The sequence below is a fragment of the Paenibacillus sp. LT-B23 genome (assembly GCF_059417685.1).
The window spans coordinates 113,021-130,618 of sequence record NZ_JBSQBM010000008.1 but is presented as its reverse complement, the minus strand read 5'-3'; the positions used below and the strand labels follow the sequence as shown (position 1 = coordinate 130,618).

Below are 17,598 nucleotides of genomic sequence, written 5' to 3'. Positions count from 1 at the left end.
TACACATTCGGAAAGCTAAAATCGAACGGACTGACAGGATAAATAGATTTTTATATTTAAAATGTTTCCCTAGGGAAACATTTTAGTGTATACTCTAAAATATAGTATTAGGAAAAAATAATTGACATCATGAAATAGTTTGTCCCAAATACATATAAATAGAGGAGGATGTTGAAACATGAATAAACGGTTTAAGACGACTGTACCGCGATGGGCTTTGATGGCAGGAACATTGTTCCTGGTTTTAGTTGTAGCAAGTGCATGCACTAATAGTAAGAAGGTGGAGCAGGGAGCTACCGGAGACGCGGGGCAAAAAATAAAGGCCACAGCTACCATTGGCATGATTTCTGATATTGTCGGTAAGGTAGGCGGTAATCATGTGGAGGTTACAGGGATTATGAAGTCAGGCGTTGACCCACATTTGTACAAGGCTTCTCAGGGAGATATGCGCAAACTGGATCAGGCGGATATTATTTTTTATAACGGACTGCATCTGGAAGGAAAAATGCAGGATATCTTGGAGAAGATCGGAAAGCAAAAACCTGTCGTACCTGTGTCCAAAAATATTGCTCAGGATCAGTTGCGCTCAGGTAGCCCGGAAATGGGGTCGGAGCATGATCCGCATATCTGGTTTAACGTACAAAACTGGATGTCTGCGGTAGAAACCGTCAGAGATGAATTGTCGACGCTGGATGCTGCTCATGCGGAGGATTATAAGGCGAATGCAGAAGCTTATCTCGCTGAACTGCGGAAGCTGGATGATTACACGAGGGAGCAGATTGCCAGCATAACAGAAGCCCAGCGCGTGCTTGTCACGGCCCATGATGCTTTTGGCTATTTCGGAGATGCCTACGGCATTCAAGTGAGAGGCCTTCAAGGAATGAGCACAGAATCCGAAGCGGGCTCTCAGGATGTGACCAAGCTGCGTGATTATTTGGTTGAACATAAAATCAAGGCTATATTCGTAGAATCCAGCGTTCCGAGAAAGGCCATAGATGCGGTCATCCAGGGAGCAGCGCAGCAGGGCCATACAATCAAGGTTGGCGGCGAGCTGTATTCGGATGCGATGGGTGAGGAAGGCACGGAAGACGGTACGTATATTGGAATGGTCAAGCATAATGTTAATACGATTGTTAAAGCTCTTAAATAAAGGAGGAGGAAACACATGGAGCATTCACCACTTGTGGTTCGTGATTTATCTGTAGCTTATCAAAAAAAGCCCGTTCTGCTTGACGTTTCCTTCGAGGTGCCGGAAGGCAAGCTGATTGGTATTATCGGTCCGAACGGGGCTGGGAAGTCCACGCTGATCAAGGCTGCGCTTGGACTAATCCCGAAGCTCAGGGGCGAGGTGTTGGTTTACGGCAAGCCTTATAAACAGCAGTTGCTCAAGGTTGGTTATGTGCCGCAACGTGAGTCGGTAGATTGGGATTTTCCGACGAACGCACTGGATGTGGTCATGATGGGACGATACGGCAGACTCGGCTGGTTCAAGCGGCCGGGAGCCGCTGATCGTCAGGCTGCGTTGGAAAGTTTGGACAAGGTAGGCATGAGCGACTATGCGGACAGGCAGATCAGTCAGTTATCCGGCGGGCAGCAGCAGCGTGTTTTTCTAGCCAGGGCACTTGCGCAGGACGCTCAGCTTTATTTTATGGATGAACCGTTTGTAGGTGTGGACGCTGCAACAGAAAAAGCCATTATTTCATTGCTCACAGATTTGAAGCGGCAGGGGAAAACGGTACTTGTCGTTCATCATGATTTGTCTACGGTCACAGATTATTTTGATCGGGTCATGTTGCTGAATGGGCATTTGATGGCGTTTGGAGAGACGGCAGACATTTTCACCGAGGAAAATCTACAACGTACGTATGGCGGACGTCTGAGCATACTCAAAACAGGTCCGGATTCCGGCACGATACTCGGAGTGAGGTGAGCGGTATGGCAAGCTTGGCTACGCTTTTGGCCGATCCGAATATGCAGTGGATTTTACTGGGCTGCATCTTGCTCGGTTTAAGCAGCGGTGTGATTGGCAGCTTTATGTATTTGCGCAAGCAGTCGCTCATGGGGGATGCTTTGGCACATGCGGCTTTGCCGGGGGTATGTGTAGCATTTATGATTACGGGCACAAAATCCGTATTTGGATTTATGATCGGGGCCGCCATTGCAGGTATTGTTGCAACCTTTGCCATCAGTGCGCTGACCCGATACTCACGAATCAAAAGCGATTCGGCGATTGCGGCCGTGCTGTCTGTATTTTTCGGCTTTGGCATTATGCTCTTGACGGAAATTCAGCACAGCGGAGCGGGGAATCAGAGCGGGCTGGATAAATTTCTGTTTGGTCAGGCGGCAGCAATGGTATTGTCTGATGTCTACACGATGGCGGCTATTTCGGTGGTGCTAATCGGGATCTGTATATTGTTCTTCAAGGAATTTAAGCTGCTTAGCTTTGATCCCGGCTTTGCCCGTGGACTTGGTTTTCCGGCAGGCTTGCTGGATAAGCTGTTGATGCTGCTGATTGTTATTGCGGTGGTTGCCGGTATTCAAGCGGTGGGTGTCATTATGATGGCGGCCTTGTTGATTACACCTGCGGTATCGGCAAGATACTGGACCGAGAAGCTGGGGGTCATGGTGTGTCTATCGGGTTTGTTTGGTGCTATAGCAGGCTTCGGTGGAACGGTCATTAGTTCTTTGGGGCAAAATCTGCCCACAGGGCCGTTGTGTGTGCTGTGTGCGACTGCCGTGTTCGGTATGAGTCTGGTTTTTGCGCCGCAGCGCGGGTTAATTTCCAAGGCTATCGTTCGGTTGAACGCCAAAAAGAATCTGGAGCAGGCAGCCGCAACCCAGCCACGAAAGGAGCGTGCCCTGTGAGTACATTTTACGTGATCTTGACTGGAATGTTAGTGGCAGGGGGATGCAGTATTGTCGGCTGTTTTCTCGTGCTTCGGAAAATGGCCATGATCGGTGATGCCATCAGCCATGCCGTGTTGCCGGGGATTGTCATTGCTTTTTTGATCAGCGGTTCCAGAGATTCGGTGTGGATGATGTTCGGTGCGGCGGTGTTGGGACTCCTGACGGTGTATCTGATTCAGTTGTTCCAGCAAAGCGGTCTGCAAAGTGACGCCGCCATTGGTGTGGTGTTTACGACACTGTTTGCAGTAGGTGTTCTGCTGGTTAGCGTGTTTGCTTCCAATGTCCATCTGGATATGGATCACGTGCTATATGGTGAGATTGCATATGTGCCATGGAATACGCTGGAGATAGCCGGCGTAGATGTCGGTCCGAGAGCGGTATGGATTACGGGTGCGATGTTTTTAATTAATTTGCTCGTGGTAGGAGTGTTTTTCAAACAATTTAAAATCACTTCCTTCGATCCTGCGCTGGCGGCTTCGGTAGGTATTCCGGTTGTTTTTTTTCACTATCTGCTGATGAGTCTCGTCTCGCTTACGACGGTGGCATCGTTTGAGAGCGTGGGTGCGATTCTAGTGGTCGGAATGCTCGTGGTACCGCCTCTTACGGCTTATCTGCTGACGGAGAAGTTATCCCGTATGATTGTGTACAGCGTCGGGTTTGGGGCGATCAGTTCGGTAGCAGGCTTTTACACGGCAAGTGTACTGGATGCCTCTATTGCCGCATGTATGCTGTGTGTATCGGGTTTGCTGTTGCTGCTGGCCTTTCTCTTTTCCCCGTCCCATGGGGTGGTGTGGCAAAAGTTGTTCCAGCAACGAGGACTGATTCGTGAAGACAGCAAGTAATTCGCAGAAAGCAATCATCTATGAGTGCCTAAAATAGCGTGCAGACAGGTAGAAAATGCCTGAATGCGCGTTTTTTGCGCGTATGCTGCCCTGTGTGGCTTATTTGGCGCAAGCTGGAGCGGATCGTCTTGAATTGTTGGGGACACGGGAGTACATTCATTACAGCGATACAAGAACGGACGGAACGATCTGTCACGTTGCAGGGAGGCACGAAGATGGAGAGCTTTAAACGTAAATCACCAGAGGAAATATTGGATTCCATTAACAAACTGCATCGAGGCAGACTCAAAATATACATTGGAGCGGTCAGTGGATCGGGCAAAACGTATCATATGCTTCAGGAAGGACAATCGCTTCAGCATGAAGGTATCGACGTTGTGATTTGTGCAGTGTCGACCATGCAGCGGCGTGAGACGGTGGAGCAGGTGGGCACGCTGGAGCGGATACCCAGTATCCATTGGGTTCAGGATGGGGTAGAGCAGAAGGATTTAAATCTGAAAGCACTGGAGGAACGCAATCCCGAGGTGGTGCTGGTGGATCATTTGGCACATCGCAACCGGGAAGGCGCCCCATTTCCAACGCGGCTGGAGGATATTCAATATCTGCTGGAGCTGGGGATTAGTGTAATTACGACAGTCAATGTCTATGAGCTGGAAGGAATTACGGAGTGGGTTTATCAGCTAACAGGGATAGAAGCGGAATATACAGTTCCTGTCGATACGCTGGAGATGGCGGATGAAATTCGTCTGATTGATGTTACACCGGAAACGATTTTGGAGCGGCTGGCGAAAGGATACATGTATGCGCCCAATCCTGAGATGTTTCACCGGGGGAATTTGGGTAAGCTGCGTGAGCTGGCTCTGCGATTGGTGGCAGAGGATGTGAACGATTCACTGGAACGGCACCGAGAGGAATTGGGACTGCACGGGGCGTCAGGAGCCGCAGAGCGTATTTTGGTTCCTGTCCAGTATCACTGGAACGGGTCCATATATGTACGCAGGGGAGAGCAGGTCGCCAAGCGGCTGGGTGGAGATATGCTGGTGGCCTCCTTTGTCGATCCGAAGCGCAAGCTGTCCAAGGAATCGGCGGCCTTCAAGCGCTCGATTGAGCAACTGGTTGAAAAGGTAGGATCGGAATTTGAAGAAATCCCGCTCATTTCCCGCAGAAGATTGCCTCGGCAGCTTATCCATTATGCGGTGGCGCGTAATGTTACCCGGATCGTTATGGGACATTCCCGGCAGACCCGGTGGCAGGAACTGGTTAGAGGTTCGCTGGTGAACGGGATTTTTAAGCGGATGAAAAATATGGACCTGCTGCTTATTGCCGACCGCGCCGAGCAGGAGGGTGAACGTATTTTGCCGACGATGAGGCAGGAAGAAGACAATGATCCATACCATCGTCTGAGCTACGAGGAAGCGCAGGCTGAGGCTGCCAAAATCCGGCGTGGCAAGCTCAAGGTATATATTGGTGCTGCTCCCGGTGTCGGTAAGACGTACACGATGCTCAGAGAGGGAAATGATCTGCTGGCAAGCAGGATTGATGTTGTTATCGGGCTGCTGGAAACGCATGGAAGGGCGGAAACGCTGGCACAAGTAGGCTCGCTGGATACCGTTTCCCGTCAGATTATCGAGCGTCATGGCGTATATTTGGAGGAAATGGACACGGAGGCGATTCTCAGGCGTAATCCCGAGGTGGTCCTTATTGATGAACTGGCCCATACCAATGTTCCCGGCAGTTCGAGATCCAAGCGCTATGAGGATGTATTGACGATTTTGGATCAAGGGATTTCTGTCATTTCCACAATGAATGTACAGCACCTGGAAAGCCTGAATGATGCGGTCGAGCAGATTACCGGCATTCGGGTGAGGGAGACGGTTCCCGACCGTATGATGCGGCTGGCCGATGAGGTACAGCTCATTGATGTGGCTCCCAAATCGTTGCAGCAGCGTATGCGTGATGGCAAAATATACGATCCTGCCAAAGTGGAGCAGGCGCTTAGCCATTTTTTTAAATTAGGTAATCTGATTGCCCTGCGGGAGCTTGCTTTGCGGGAATTGGCAGATGATGTAGACGAAAGGCTGGAATCCTGGGATCGGCACGAATCGCTTAGAGGGCCGTGGCGTAGAGAGGAAGTAATCTTCGTAGGGGTTACGCTCAGTAATAATGCCGAAAGGCTGATTCGACGCGGCTTTCGTATTGCTTTTCGTCTGAAGGCGGTGTGGATCGTGACCTATGTTCATGTCGGTATAAGCATTCCGGAGAAGCTAAATTCCCGGGTGGAACAGTTAAAAATGCTAACCCACCGTCTGGGAGGAACCTTCGAAATCCGGCTTGTTTCCAGTCGGAGAGAGATTGCTGACATATTAATTACTCCGGTGGAAGGGTATACGGGTACGCAGTTAATTGTGGGGCAGTCCTCCAGAAGCAGCCGTTGGGGAAAGGATGCGGTCGTTCCGCAAATTCTCCGTCAAGCGCGTCATATGGACGTTCTGATCGTGGCGGACTATGACCCGGACATCAAGCTGGAGGAGGGGGATTGAATCGCCCAATCCTTTTATAAATAGTCAGATGCTGGTTTCCGGTTGTTCAGTGCTTCCATAGTATATTCTATCTCAAAGAATTGGAGGCGAATTCGAATATGTTTAAACATCGTCCACGTCATTGTCATTTTCCTAAGCCAAGAAAACGCATTACTAAGAAGATTATTAAGGTGACTGTCATTAAGTTTGAGCCTAAAGTTAAACGTCATCATTTTTTTCATGAAGACTTTGTGAAAAGATGTCATCATCATCGGAAACATCGTCATCATCGTCACCATGAATGTCATCGTCGTCACCACAAATTCTACTAAGATGAAGGTAGTGGGAGGTGGGAATTGTATTCCCGCCTTCTGCTCGTAAAAGGATTTCGAAAAAATACTTGCTCTAAAATAGGTGCTATGCTATTCTACCAATAAATAGATTGCACGTGACGGAAGCACCGTTCACCAACCGTATGTATTTACGGTTTGATGAACGGTGCTTTTTTGCGTTGTTGTGATGGGAAAGGGGATGAGCATCATGATTCCGGTAAAGGTGGTTCTGGCTGTAGAGAGCCGGGATTATATCGAGCCGCTGCTGAATTATGTGCACGGAAGCGAGTACGCCAGGAGGCTGAGGGTAACGGCATTTTCGCAGCCAGAGGCATTTCGCCAATACATGATGGAAACGGCTGGGATGAAAAAGCCGGATGTGGTGGTGGGTGAAGCGGCTTTTTTGAATCTCTGGACAGATCGGGAGGCTTCTGATATTCCTTGTCTGGTGCTGCATGAGGGAGAGCAGGTGAGAGAATACGGACAACCTTTATTAAAATACCAGCCCTTGTCTGAGCTGGTGGGTTTTATTTTGGAAACGGCGAGACAGCGAACAAGTGGGCAGCAGAGCGTGAACAGCCGGGAAAGCGGAATGATTATTGGCATGGTAGCGGCTTCCGGCGGTCTGGGCAAGACAACGGCCGCACTTAATATAGCCAAGCAACTGGGAAACGAGGGCTATTCGGTTTTTTATTTGAATTTGGAAACGATGGATTCAAGCTCGTTGTTCACAGGTTCCGGCAGTTCCAATGGAGCAGAAGGGGAAGGACTATCCAGACTGCTGTATGACCTCAAGGCGGGGCATGACGGAAATCCCTTTTCTATTGCTTCGTATTGTGTGCGCCGTTCTGAAATCCAGGCCGATACATTTCAGCCTGTCGATAATCGCAAGGAACTGATGGACATGACCTCTGATGAGGCGGTAGAGCTGATTCAGACGATTGCCGAAAGCGGACAGTATGATGCTGTAATCGTAGATGGCGAATCCGAAAATGGCGACCGGACTCAGGCTGTACTCGAAGCCAGCCATAAGCTGATCTGGCTGCTGGCGGACGATTTAATGAGCATGCACAAGTGCGGGCTATGGCTGGATGCTCTGGAAGCCACGCAGCCTGAAGGACTTGAAGCCATGCTGACCAAAACCCGTTTTGTGGTGAACCGTTATATGGGGACGATGGTTAACACATTGCCTCGGGATTTTATGGAGCTGAGCGGGGCGCTACCCTACATTCCTTCATGGAAGCAGATGCAGTATCGTGAGTTGCTGCTTAGTTCGCCGATTTATCAGCGGGAAATACGCCAACTGTGCCGCGAGCTGCTGAATGTGGAGACTGTCGCGCAGCCGCCCGCTGCTTGGTCTTAAAGGGGGGGCTGATGAACATGAATGAGGAACAGTTTCGGGCACTACGAGCGGATATTCGGGGAGGTCTGGATGTCACGTCTTCGGTAGGGGATGCGGAGTTGGTCCGCCATATTGAAAATCGAATTTTGCATGACACAGAGCTGGCAGGTTTGACCTCCAGAGAGAAGCACGCACTGGTCCGCAAAATTTTTAATTCCTTCCGTGGGCTGGATGTGCTCCAGCCGTTGATTGATGACCCCACGGTTACGGAAATTATGATTAATAGTCATCGGGAAATTTTTGTGGAGCGGGCGGGTGAGGTGATCCAGGCACCCGATCAATTTGAATCCCGTGAGCGACTGGAGGATTTGATCCAGACGATTGTAGCCGGAGTGAATCGGATTGTGAATGAGTCTTCACCGATTGTCGACGCCCGATTGAAGGACGGGTCACGTGTAAATATTGTGCTACCGCCAGTTGCTCTCAAGGGACCGACGATGACGATACGGAAGTTTCCCGAGCGTCCGATGACGATGGATGACTTGATACGAATGGATGCACTGGATACAGAAGCCGCCAATATGCTCAAGGATCTGGTACGCAGCAAGTACAATATTTTTATAAGCGGTGGTACGGGGTCTGGTAAAACGACCTTTCTGAATGCATTATCCCAATTTATCCCGCCATCGGAACGGATTATTACGATTGAGGACTCAGCAGAGCTGCAAATTGTAACTGTTCCTAATCTGGTTTCCATGGAAACACGGAATGCCAACACCGAGGGGAAGGGGGAAATCACGATTCGTGATCTGATTCGTTCCTCCCTGCGTATGCGTCCCAATCGCATTGTGGTGGGTGAGGTCAGGGGGAGTGAGGCGTTGGATATGCTGCAAGCAATGAATACAGGACATGATGGATCGCTATCGACGGGACACGCAAATAATATCCGTGATATGGTCAGTAGACTGGAGACGATGGTGCTGGGCGGGGCTGAGCTGCCACTAGGTGTGGTACGGCAGCAGATCAGCTCGGCTATTGATATATTCGTGCATTTGTCACGGTTGCGGGACAAATCCAGACGGGTGCTGGAAATTAGCGAAGTAACTGGCTTTGAAAATGGTGAAGTGGTGCTCAATCCGCTCTATCGTTTTCAGGAACGGGGCGAAAGTAAAGGACGCATCGTCGGAGGGCTGGAGCGTTGCGGTGAAGGTCTGCAACATACGCTGAAGCTGCAAATGGCCGGGATGAAGCCGGAAAGCTGGAGCAGGGGGGAAGCGTCGGTATGAAGCCAGGAAAAGCGGCTGTGAAGCCGGAGCAAGTATCCCGTCAGGCTACTTCCCTGCCGGACTATACGGTATATACATTGTCACCTGTGCAAAAAAGCCTGTGTATTCTCTTTAGTGGTGTGCTCTTCGCGATGATCGGCTATCTTTTTTATCATCAATGGATATTGTCGTTGCTGTGCGCTGCTGGAGCTTTGGTGACGCCTCGTTATTTTCGGCAGTTTTTGCTGCAACGGCGCAGGTCGGCTCTAGGCATCCAATTCAAGCAGGCTTTATATTCGCTCTCGTCTTCCCTTTCGGCGGGGAGGTCGGTGGAGAACGGTTTTCGTGAGGCTGTAGAGGATTTGAGGCTGCTTAGCCCGGATGGAGATCATGATCTGATTTTTGAATTTAACATTATTACAGCCTGTCTGGAAATTGGACAACCCGTGGAGACGGCTTTGCAGGATTTTGCTCGTCGGGCGCAGATGGAGGACATTACGAATTTTGCGGACGTGTTTGCAGCTTGCAAACGAACCGGGGGTGATCTGGTGGAGGTCGTGCGACGGGCTTCAAGTGTTATAGGGGAGAAGCTGGAAATTCAGCAAGAGATCGGTGTGATGATCGCGCAGAAACGTTTTGAATCGAGGGTTATGTTTGCGGCTCCTTTTTTGTTTGTACTGTTTATGACAATGACTGCGGGAGATTACATGATGCCGTTATACAGCGGGACAGGTATGATTTTGTCTACCTTTTGCCTATTGGTGCTTGGTGGCTGCCTCGTATGGATTAACCACATTATGAAAATTGAGGTGTAAGGAGAGATAGGCGTGGTGATGTTGGTTTGTCTGGTCATGCTGGTTCTGCAAGTGGGAGGTTGGGTGGTGCTGAACCGGATGTACGGTGCTAAGTATGCGAGCTTTCGCCATATGAAGCTGGAAGGACTGCGCCTGCAAAGGCTCTCGGTTCCTTTCGTACACATGATCCATGCTTCACGTGCCGCCCAAAGACTGCCTTTGCTGATGTTCAAGCTCCAGCGCTCGGTACAAAAGCTGTACGGTATGCGCAACAGTGGGGAAAAAACGATGCTTTTTCTGGCCGAAATGGTGGGTTACGGATACATGATGGCGGCTGGTGGAGCTTTAATATCGCTCATGATGGGCGGGGATACGACCGGGCTAGTGCTCGGATTGGGGCTGGGTATTCTGGTGCCCATCGCGCTGGTCAAGGATCTGCACGGAAAGGTACAGAAGCGGGATCAGCAAATTTTAATGGAATTGCCTGAATTACTGAGTAAAATCATGCTTTTGGTCGGCGCAGGCGAGACGGTACAGCGGGCATTGCTTCATTGCGTGGAGCGCAAAGGGACGGATACGGTACATCCGTTGTACCGGGAGCTGCGTCAGACGGTGGGGGAATGGGAAAGCGGCTATTCCTTTCAACAGGCATTTGAGCATTTGAGCAAGCGCTGCGGCATTCAGGAAATGACGGTGTTTACGACAACAGTGTTGCTGAATATGAGACGCGGCGGGAGCGATTTTGTGATGGCTTTACGTGAGTTGTCCCAGACGCTATGGAACAAGCGGACTTCGATTAGCCGCACAAGAGGGGAGCAGGCTTCGTCTAAGCTGGTATTTCCGATGGCGCTGATTTTGCTAACGGTTATTGTGCTGGTGGGTGCTCCCGCCTTAATGATGATGAATATGTAGGAGGAATACAATGATGATGACATTAGTAACAGGTAGTATTCGTAAATTGTACAAGGATGAGGACGGTTTGGGTACGTTAGAAATGATTCTGATTATCGCGATTCTGATTGCGGTGGCGATTATTTTCAAGGATCAGATCAAGAAGATTGTAGAAGGTCTGTTGAAAAAAGCGGATAAAAAGAGTAACGACTTCATGGATTCATAATGCTGCGCAATTTGGCACACAAAGAGGAAGGGAGCTTCTCATTGGAAGCTTCCCTCGTCTTTCCCATACTGTTGCTGGTCATTTTTGTGATGTTATTTTTTTGCCTGTACATATATCAAAAATCCATCTTGGTGCAGGTCGCTTCTACGGCTTCGGAACGAGCCGCTTATAGCTGGGATAACAGCTTCAAGGAACCGCGTACAGGCGCATTCACCCAAGGACAACGGGATTCGCTTTATTGGCGCTTGAAGGATGATGCCATGCTGGGTGCCTTGTTTGGCTGGGCTGGAGCCAATAATCAGGTAAGTGTGCAGGTGCCCGGTGGCGGTGGAGGAGGCGATTTGCCCGCCCAGAAGCTGTCCCACGCCGAGAGTGGCATGCCTGCCGGTATGCAGGGACAGATGACATATGAGAACAGCCTGATCAGCCGTAAGGTGACGACAGAGCTGAATAAAATAGTGAAAGTGCCTTTGCTGAATCAGTTTCTGGATCAGACTGATTTACAGGGAACAATGAGCTCGGGTGTGGTAGAGCCTGTGGAATGGATTCGTACGGTAGAGTTGGTTCGATATTACGGAGCAAAATTTATGGGCAGAGGCTCAGGTGAAAAGATAAATCCGGCAGTTGCAGGACAAGTATTAACGCAATATGGACAGAACGGTCCGTAAGAAGCGGAGAACACGAATGGACTGGAAGGGAGGAAGCGAGTGTTTGGAAAAGGACGTAATGCTAAGGATAGCGAGTTAGGAGCCGTCACGGTCTTTTTGATTCTGATTTTAGCGGTCATGTTTGGCTTTATTGCTATTTTTATTGATTATGCACGAATTGCTGCGCTACATGTGCAAACTGAACGGTTGACCCATGCGGCGGTTCGTTCAGTGATGTCTGCCTATGATCCGGCATTACAACAGGATTACGGTCTGTTTGCCTATGGTGAGAGCAGCGGAGAGCAAATTATGGTCAAAGTACTGAACGACAGCGCCAAGCGCACGCCGCGTGCAGACACACTGCCACTTATGAACACGAAGCTGGATTCAAGCTCTTTGCACATGGAAAGAGAGCTTGGTAAATATGCCATATTTAACGAGCAGATTCGTGAAGAAATGAAGTATAAAGCGCCTGTCGATTTTACAGTGGAAGTGCTCGAAAAGCTGAAGCCGCTCTCTCAGAATATGAAAGAGGCTTCGCACACGGTCGATTTGCTGAAACGGCTGCAAAAGCTGTATGACAAACGCGAGGCCAAGCTGGATGACATGCTGGAGAAGCAGCGTGAGGCAGGAGCTAATATGGAAGAGGTTCGCAAACGGATCATTAAACAGAGGGGTGCGTATATCCCCAATCAGTATATTTGGGATTCGCTTGAGGTTGTAGCCGATATTGCCGCCCAATATAAGCATTACGTGCATGTGTATGAGGATAATAAAAAGAGTGTAGACGACGTTAAAATCATGCAGATCGAGAAATATGCGAGAAGGGCGAGATTGGCACTTGATCGTCTGGGCCAAGCCATGACCAAGGTAGGAAAAGAGCATGATGAGCTGCTTGTAGAGGCTAAGGAGCCGCTGAATGAAGCTAGGCAAATTAACGAAGAGATGCGTCAAGTCATTGCTCAATATAAACAGAGAGCTGCCAATGCAGGGTATGATGAGGTTTCCGCAGCCCCTACTCCGAGTGGAGGGAGCTCCAGTGCTGATCCGTCTGTAGGAAGTGCAAGGCAAAAGGCTGACGATTTATTGATTCCAGATAAGGAATTTGATCAGATGGAAGCGACTATAGAAAAGCAACGAATAGCTATTCATACGGTTAACAACAGATTATCGAGTATGATCCGTACGCTATCCTTTTATACAGATCCGAATCTCAATACAGATATGTTCAGACAAGAAGTGATCTCAACGCTCAAGGAAATGGATCAATATTTGAATGCATATGCCTGGTCAGGACCTTCTAATGTACTCGATGGTGAAGCCAGAGCAATGGACTCGCGACGTGGACCTGATAAAGAACGCAAAAAAATGGAAAAAGAGGCGAAGAGCAAGCTCAAGCAAGCCTATCAGATCATTGAAATGCTTTCTAAAGGTACGCAAAGTGCCGGACCATTTCAAAAGCTAGAGCAGTATTACAATGAAAGTATCTCTTTTAACCAGTCTGCATCCAGCCCGTCTGTATCCGCTGATTTGTCCTATGATACCTATGATGCGGCAGGAGCTTCCATGGACAGTATGGATGGTCTATACGGGGCGGCATCCGGCTTGCTGACGCAACTTGGGGATGAATTTTTCCAGAATGAATATGCGCTTTCTTATTTTAATCACGTGGATTTTAGCCGATTTGGCAGTTTAGCCGGATCAGATGGAAGGGTTGGGAATACAGCGCAAATTTTGGGAGATCAACTGGAGTTGAATAATCAGGAGGTCGAGTACATTCTGTACGGTTTCCATAATCCGACCGGAAACCTAGCCTCCGCTTATGGCGAGATTTTTGCTATGAGGCTGGCCATTCGCACGATGGAGGGTTTGGTCAAAAATAGCTCCAAGGGCAATCCGTTGGTTGTTTTGGCGGCAGCTCTTTTATATGGGGTAGAGAAGGCGATTGAAGATATGATTATGCTGGCTCAGAAGGGGTATGTGCCTCTGTCTGATTTTCTGAAATTTCGAATGACGTACAAGGATCATTTGAGATTGTTCCTCATGCTCCATAGCAATAATGAACGGAAAATGTCCCGTATGCTGGCCTTGATCCGCCTGAATACAGATGTCAATCCTGCTGAACGGCAAACGTATGCAAGGGGCGAGGTTAAGAACGGGATGAGGCTATTGTTTTTACCTGGGGTGATGAAGATGCTGGGCCTGGCTTCAGAGGAAGGCGAAAGCATTAAGGGAAGTGTGTACTATGTTACGAAAACAGCGCATTTCTCTTATTAATCGGTATTTACAGCGAGTTGGTGGACGGAGTCGTCGTGAACAAGGAAGTATCGTTTTAGAAGCATCGCTGGTGTTGCCGTTGTTTTTGTTTTTTATTATTTTTCTGATTTATATGGTACAGATGACGCTGGTATCTACGGCCTTACAGACCACCGCTTCTGAAGCGGTCAAACAGGTTTCGGCTAAAATCTATCCGGTGTCTCTGGCGGTCGATAAGGCGTCTGCGAAAATAGATGCGGTCCGCCAGCCGCAGGATGAGCTGCCCAAGTTGTCTGTGAGTGAATATGCAAGCCAATTCGCTGCCCAACTGCCACCTCCCATCGGTGATTGGGTGGAAAGTGCTGTGCAGGGGGGAAAAAAGCCCATGGAGGAGCTACGTGGGCGCTTGACAGAAGCCGCGCTTGATCCTGTTCTAAAGCCGCTGTTAAAGCCTTTTATAGAGGAAAGCATTCTGGAGTATGACCGTATACATGTAACGAGCGTGCATGTGCCTTCTCTTACGGGAACTAAGGATCCTTATTTTAGGGTGGAGCTGTCTTATGAGCTGCCGATGAAGGTTCCTTTTCTGTATCGTAGTATTGTACTCCAGACAGCGGCAGAGGAACGTCTCTGGATCGGTGATACGGGAGAGGGAGCAGGTACAGGAGATGCTACAGCGGCTAACAATGCCCAGAGCTCCATACAGTTGCTTGCCAAGCCTGAGCCTGCCGTGAAGGGTGTATATAACTTGATCAAGGCCAAAGTGGAACCCGGAACGTCAGCTAATCTTTCTGTACTTTATAAGTCGGGCCAGAGCACGGCTCAACACTTGGGCTGGACCTCTGCCGATGCGGACGGGATTATTGAATGGAACTGGTTTGTAGGTACAAACACGACACCCGGTCAATGGAGCTTTGTGATCGAAACGGACGATGGACAACGTATAGAGGTTCCATTTTCGGTGGAGAAGACGGCGGACGGATAGAGGAACACGGATGGTTCGCCATAGCACTTTTATATGGGAACGATGCGAATAGATAGAGAAAATAACGATGGAAAAGGTTTGAAACGCTTCGTGCTTATCATTAAGGGGGAATTGCATTGACGTGGATGTATATCGTATGTGGTGTTTTGCTGGCGATTGCGCTGGTCACGGATTTACGTAGTATGAAAATTCCTAACAAGCTTACGCTGCCCGGCATGGCGATGGGCTTGCTGTTTAATACGATGTTTGGGGGATGGCATGGATTTTTATTTGCAGCGGCTGGATTGGGGACGGGATTCGGCTTCATGTTGATTCTGTACTGGATGGGAGCTGTAGGTGCTGGCGATGTGAAGCTGTTTGGCTTGATCGGAGCATGGACGGGGGCTGCTTTTGCATGGCAGTCGGCTCTCTATTCGATTTTTTTCGCGGGTATTATTGGTTTGGTGATCCTGCTGTGGAGACGGGAAACCATAATGAGATTGCGGCGTGTGGCTTTTAATCTGGGAGGATTCTTTCTGTTTCGCAGCGGCAAGGCGCTGACGAACGGGAGGGAGGCACACCTCAGGTTTCCTTTTATGACCGCCGTCATTCCGGGAGCGATCAGTGCTTATCTTTATTTTTTGCCATAGCTTACGCAGTTAGGTAAATATGATGGTACTCACGGGAATCGGGAAAATGCTAAGGAGGTCATGAATTGTTTGGTTTAAGCAGGGATTTTGCCCGCAACGGCGGGACATTTATGATTTTGAACAAGGAAGGCGGGCTTAAGACCGATGATTTAAATTCCGTGCAAACCGGAATGATGACTGGCAATCGGATTCCCGGTCTTCTGGAGCTGAGAATCAAGGACGTCGATTTTCAGGTGGAGCTGCACTACGATATTTCGGGTCAACGTATGCTGTCTCAGATATGGAAGGGAGGGGGAGTGTCGACTTCTGATTTCTACCGGATTCTTTTTGAAGTGGCGGATGCCCTCCATCGTAGTCCGCAGTATATGCTGGATATGCGCCAATTTATTTTGCATGAGGATTATATCTTTATGAGCAGTTCAGGCTCAAGGGAAAACGTCAGTTTAACCTATGTTCCTTTGCAGGGGGGACTGTATGAAGGACAGGCTGGGAGCCAATTTAAGCAATTGGTTATTCGCTTGATGACACGTGTGGTTCATTTTCAAAGGGACCATATGCAGTATATATTTGAATTATGTGATAGGGATGAATTTGATCCGAGAGCGTTGAAGGAGCTGCTGTTGCAAGGGATGGCGGTCGGCGCAGACAGCTTTAGCTCTCAAAGTGAAGATGGAGAAGGACGCAGCAGAGATACCCGTGTTCGAATGGGAGTTCAAGGAGCGCGCGACGGATTGCATTCAACAGATATATACGGAAAATCTTTTCCGTCAGCCGATCATTCAACGAGCCGAGCGGGATATGGGCAAGGAGAAGAATCTAAATTCTTCGCCTCAAGGAGCCAGAGATCTCAGAAAAAAATGCATGAGGATCAGGAGACGCTTCAGGAGATTCAGGAGCTTAAGCGGATCAATCGGCTCAAGCCGTCCGTTAGGCCCCAGGAGAATGATGAGGCAGATGTAGAAATTGAAGAAACGGAGCCTGCGTTGCAGAAGTATAAAACGTACATTGCTTTAGGCTGTCTTCTCGCTTCGGCTATCGTGTGGCGTTATATTTATTTGGACCATCCAGATACGGTGCCGCTGGTTATTTCCGTTGTGCTGACCTTGGTACTCGTAGCCGTTGCTTATATGAGCTGGACGGGAAAATGGGGGCGCAAGGGCGCTTCGTCGTATGCCTATGCCGATTCAGTTCCTGTGCTGGATTCAGAATGGCTTGGCGCAGCTTCTCCTGCACAGCGGAAAAATGACCGTTATCAGGTCGATAAGCTAACCGGATTCGTAACAGGGCGTCAGAATAAGGATAAGCACTCTTCCAATTCAGGTGATCAAGGACAGGAAAGCTGGCGCTGGTCTTTTCCTGACCCGGAATCTGAAAATATGGGTAGCCAGGCGGGAGAAAGAGGTAAAGCTTCTGCACATCGCGACTTGCATGAGCCGCAGGAGATAGGTGCGGATCGGAGGAATGATTTGGAAGCCAGTGATACCAGCGAGGCATATTATAAATCCTTGTCTGGTGTGACGGAGCTGCTAAATGCTACATCAAGGCAAGAAACGGTGCTGCTTCGTGCAGATCAAGGGGTACATATTCCATACGTTCAGCAATCACCGATTGCCTGTCTGGAACGTAAGCCACCGGGAAGTGGAGCGGCCGAACACATCCGATTGCAGTCGGACCAATTTGTTGCAGGCAGCTTCTTCATCGGAAGAGAGCCACAATTGGTACAGTTTGTGGAGCATACGGAGGGAGCGTCCCGTTCTCATATTGAGCTTTGTATTGATGCAGAAGGACAAGGTCACATCGTCAAGGATTTGTCCTCGACGAACGGAACCGTTCTGAACGGAGAGCCAATGGTGCCATACAAGGAGTATGTTATAAAGGACGGAGACACTTTTAAAATAGCCGGAGTATCCTATACTTATCGACTGAAATCTTTTAAATCTTCCTCCAACGCTTCTTGAGTGAA

Annotated in this window: 16 protein-coding genes; all 16 read left to right on the top strand. The window is 49.2% G+C overall.

Annotated features, from left to right (window positions below):
* Window positions 1-178: 178 nt before the first annotated feature.
* The 16 genes from ACWXW9_RS12000 to ACWXW9_RS11925 all read left to right on the top strand — a co-directional run bounded on the left by ACWXW9_RS12000 (window position 179) and on the right by ACWXW9_RS11925 (window position 17,593).
* Window positions 179-1,150: a metal ABC transporter solute-binding protein, Zn/Mn family gene (locus ACWXW9_RS12000; protein WP_494929583.1), complete on the top strand. Its 972-nt coding sequence runs from the start codon at window positions 179-181 to the stop codon at window positions 1,148-1,150.
* A 15-nt stretch (window positions 1,151-1,165) separates the two neighbouring features.
* Entirely contained in the window at window positions 1,166-1,930 is a 765-nt protein-coding gene (locus tag ACWXW9_RS11995) for a metal ABC transporter ATP-binding protein (protein ID WP_494929582.1), read from the top strand.
* A 5-nt stretch (window positions 1,931-1,935) separates the two neighbouring features.
* Complete coding sequence (locus tag ACWXW9_RS11990) at window positions 1,936-2,865, top strand: metal ABC transporter permease (RefSeq protein ID WP_494929581.1); 930 nt, start codon at window positions 1,936-1,938, stop codon at window positions 2,863-2,865.
* Window positions 2,862-3,749 (top strand): metal ABC transporter permease, encoded by an 888-nt coding sequence (locus ACWXW9_RS11985; protein WP_494929580.1) that lies wholly within the window; start codon window positions 2,862-2,864, stop codon window positions 3,747-3,749. Before ACWXW9_RS11990 ends, ACWXW9_RS11985 begins: the two co-directional genes overlap by 4 nt.
* Window positions 3,750-3,804: 55 nt before the next feature.
* Entirely contained in the window at window positions 3,805-3,978 is a 174-nt protein-coding gene (locus ACWXW9_RS11980; protein WP_494929579.1) for a hypothetical protein, read from the top strand.
* Window positions 3,965-6,289, top strand: a complete 2,325-nt coding sequence (locus tag ACWXW9_RS11975) for a histidine kinase (RefSeq protein ID WP_494929578.1) — start codon at window positions 3,965-3,967, stop codon at window positions 6,287-6,289. The genes ACWXW9_RS11980 and ACWXW9_RS11975 overlap by 14 nt, the downstream gene beginning before the upstream one ends.
* A gap of 519 nt (window positions 6,290-6,808) precedes the next feature.
* A complete protein-coding gene (locus ACWXW9_RS11970) occupies window positions 6,809-7,963 on the top strand; it encodes a nucleotide-binding protein (RefSeq protein ID WP_494929577.1) in 1,155 nt (384 codons plus the stop codon).
* A 17-nt stretch (window positions 7,964-7,980) separates the two neighbouring features.
* Window positions 7,981-9,228, top strand: a complete 1,248-nt coding sequence (locus ACWXW9_RS11965) for a TadA family conjugal transfer-associated ATPase (protein ID WP_494929576.1) — start codon at window positions 7,981-7,983, stop codon at window positions 9,226-9,228.
* The gene (locus tag ACWXW9_RS11960; RefSeq protein WP_494929575.1) at window positions 9,225-10,022 is read left to right on the top strand and encodes a type II secretion system F family protein; all 798 of its coding nucleotides are present in this window, start codon (window positions 9,225-9,227) and stop codon (window positions 10,020-10,022) included. Before ACWXW9_RS11965 ends, ACWXW9_RS11960 begins: the two co-directional genes overlap by 4 nt.
* An 18-nt stretch (window positions 10,023-10,040) precedes the next feature.
* Complete coding sequence (locus ACWXW9_RS11955; protein ID WP_494929662.1) at window positions 10,041-10,913, top strand: type II secretion system F family protein; 873 nt, start codon at window positions 10,041-10,043, stop codon at window positions 10,911-10,913.
* A gap of 10 nt (window positions 10,914-10,923) precedes the next feature.
* A complete protein-coding gene (locus tag ACWXW9_RS11950; protein ID WP_494929574.1) occupies window positions 10,924-11,118 on the top strand; it encodes a Flp1 family type IVb pilin in 195 nt (64 codons plus the stop codon).
* The gene (locus ACWXW9_RS11945; RefSeq protein WP_149094536.1) at window positions 11,118-11,786 is read left to right on the top strand and encodes a TadE family protein; all 669 of its coding nucleotides are present in this window, start codon (window positions 11,118-11,120) and stop codon (window positions 11,784-11,786) included. The genes ACWXW9_RS11950 and ACWXW9_RS11945 overlap by 1 nt, the downstream gene beginning before the upstream one ends.
* Before the next feature lie 39 nt (window positions 11,787-11,825).
* Window positions 11,826-14,042, top strand: coding sequence for a hypothetical protein (locus ACWXW9_RS11940; protein WP_494929573.1), 2,217 nt, complete (start codon window positions 11,826-11,828; stop codon window positions 14,040-14,042).
* On the top strand, window positions 14,011-15,006 hold the full coding sequence (locus tag ACWXW9_RS11935; RefSeq protein ID WP_494929572.1) for a pilus assembly protein: 996 nt from the start codon (window positions 14,011-14,013) through the stop codon (window positions 15,004-15,006). Before ACWXW9_RS11940 ends, ACWXW9_RS11935 begins: the two co-directional genes overlap by 32 nt.
* A 116-nt stretch (window positions 15,007-15,122) precedes the next feature.
* A complete protein-coding gene (locus tag ACWXW9_RS11930) occupies window positions 15,123-15,635 on the top strand; it encodes an A24 family peptidase (RefSeq protein WP_494929571.1) in 513 nt (170 codons plus the stop codon).
* A gap of 65 nt (window positions 15,636-15,700) precedes the next feature.
* Window positions 15,701-17,593 carry a DUF6382 domain-containing protein gene (locus tag ACWXW9_RS11925; RefSeq protein ID WP_494929570.1) on the top strand — a complete coding sequence of 631 codons (1,893 nt, stop codon included), beginning with the start codon at window positions 15,701-15,703 and terminating at the stop codon, window positions 17,591-17,593.
* Window positions 17,594-17,598 lie beyond the last annotated feature (5 nt).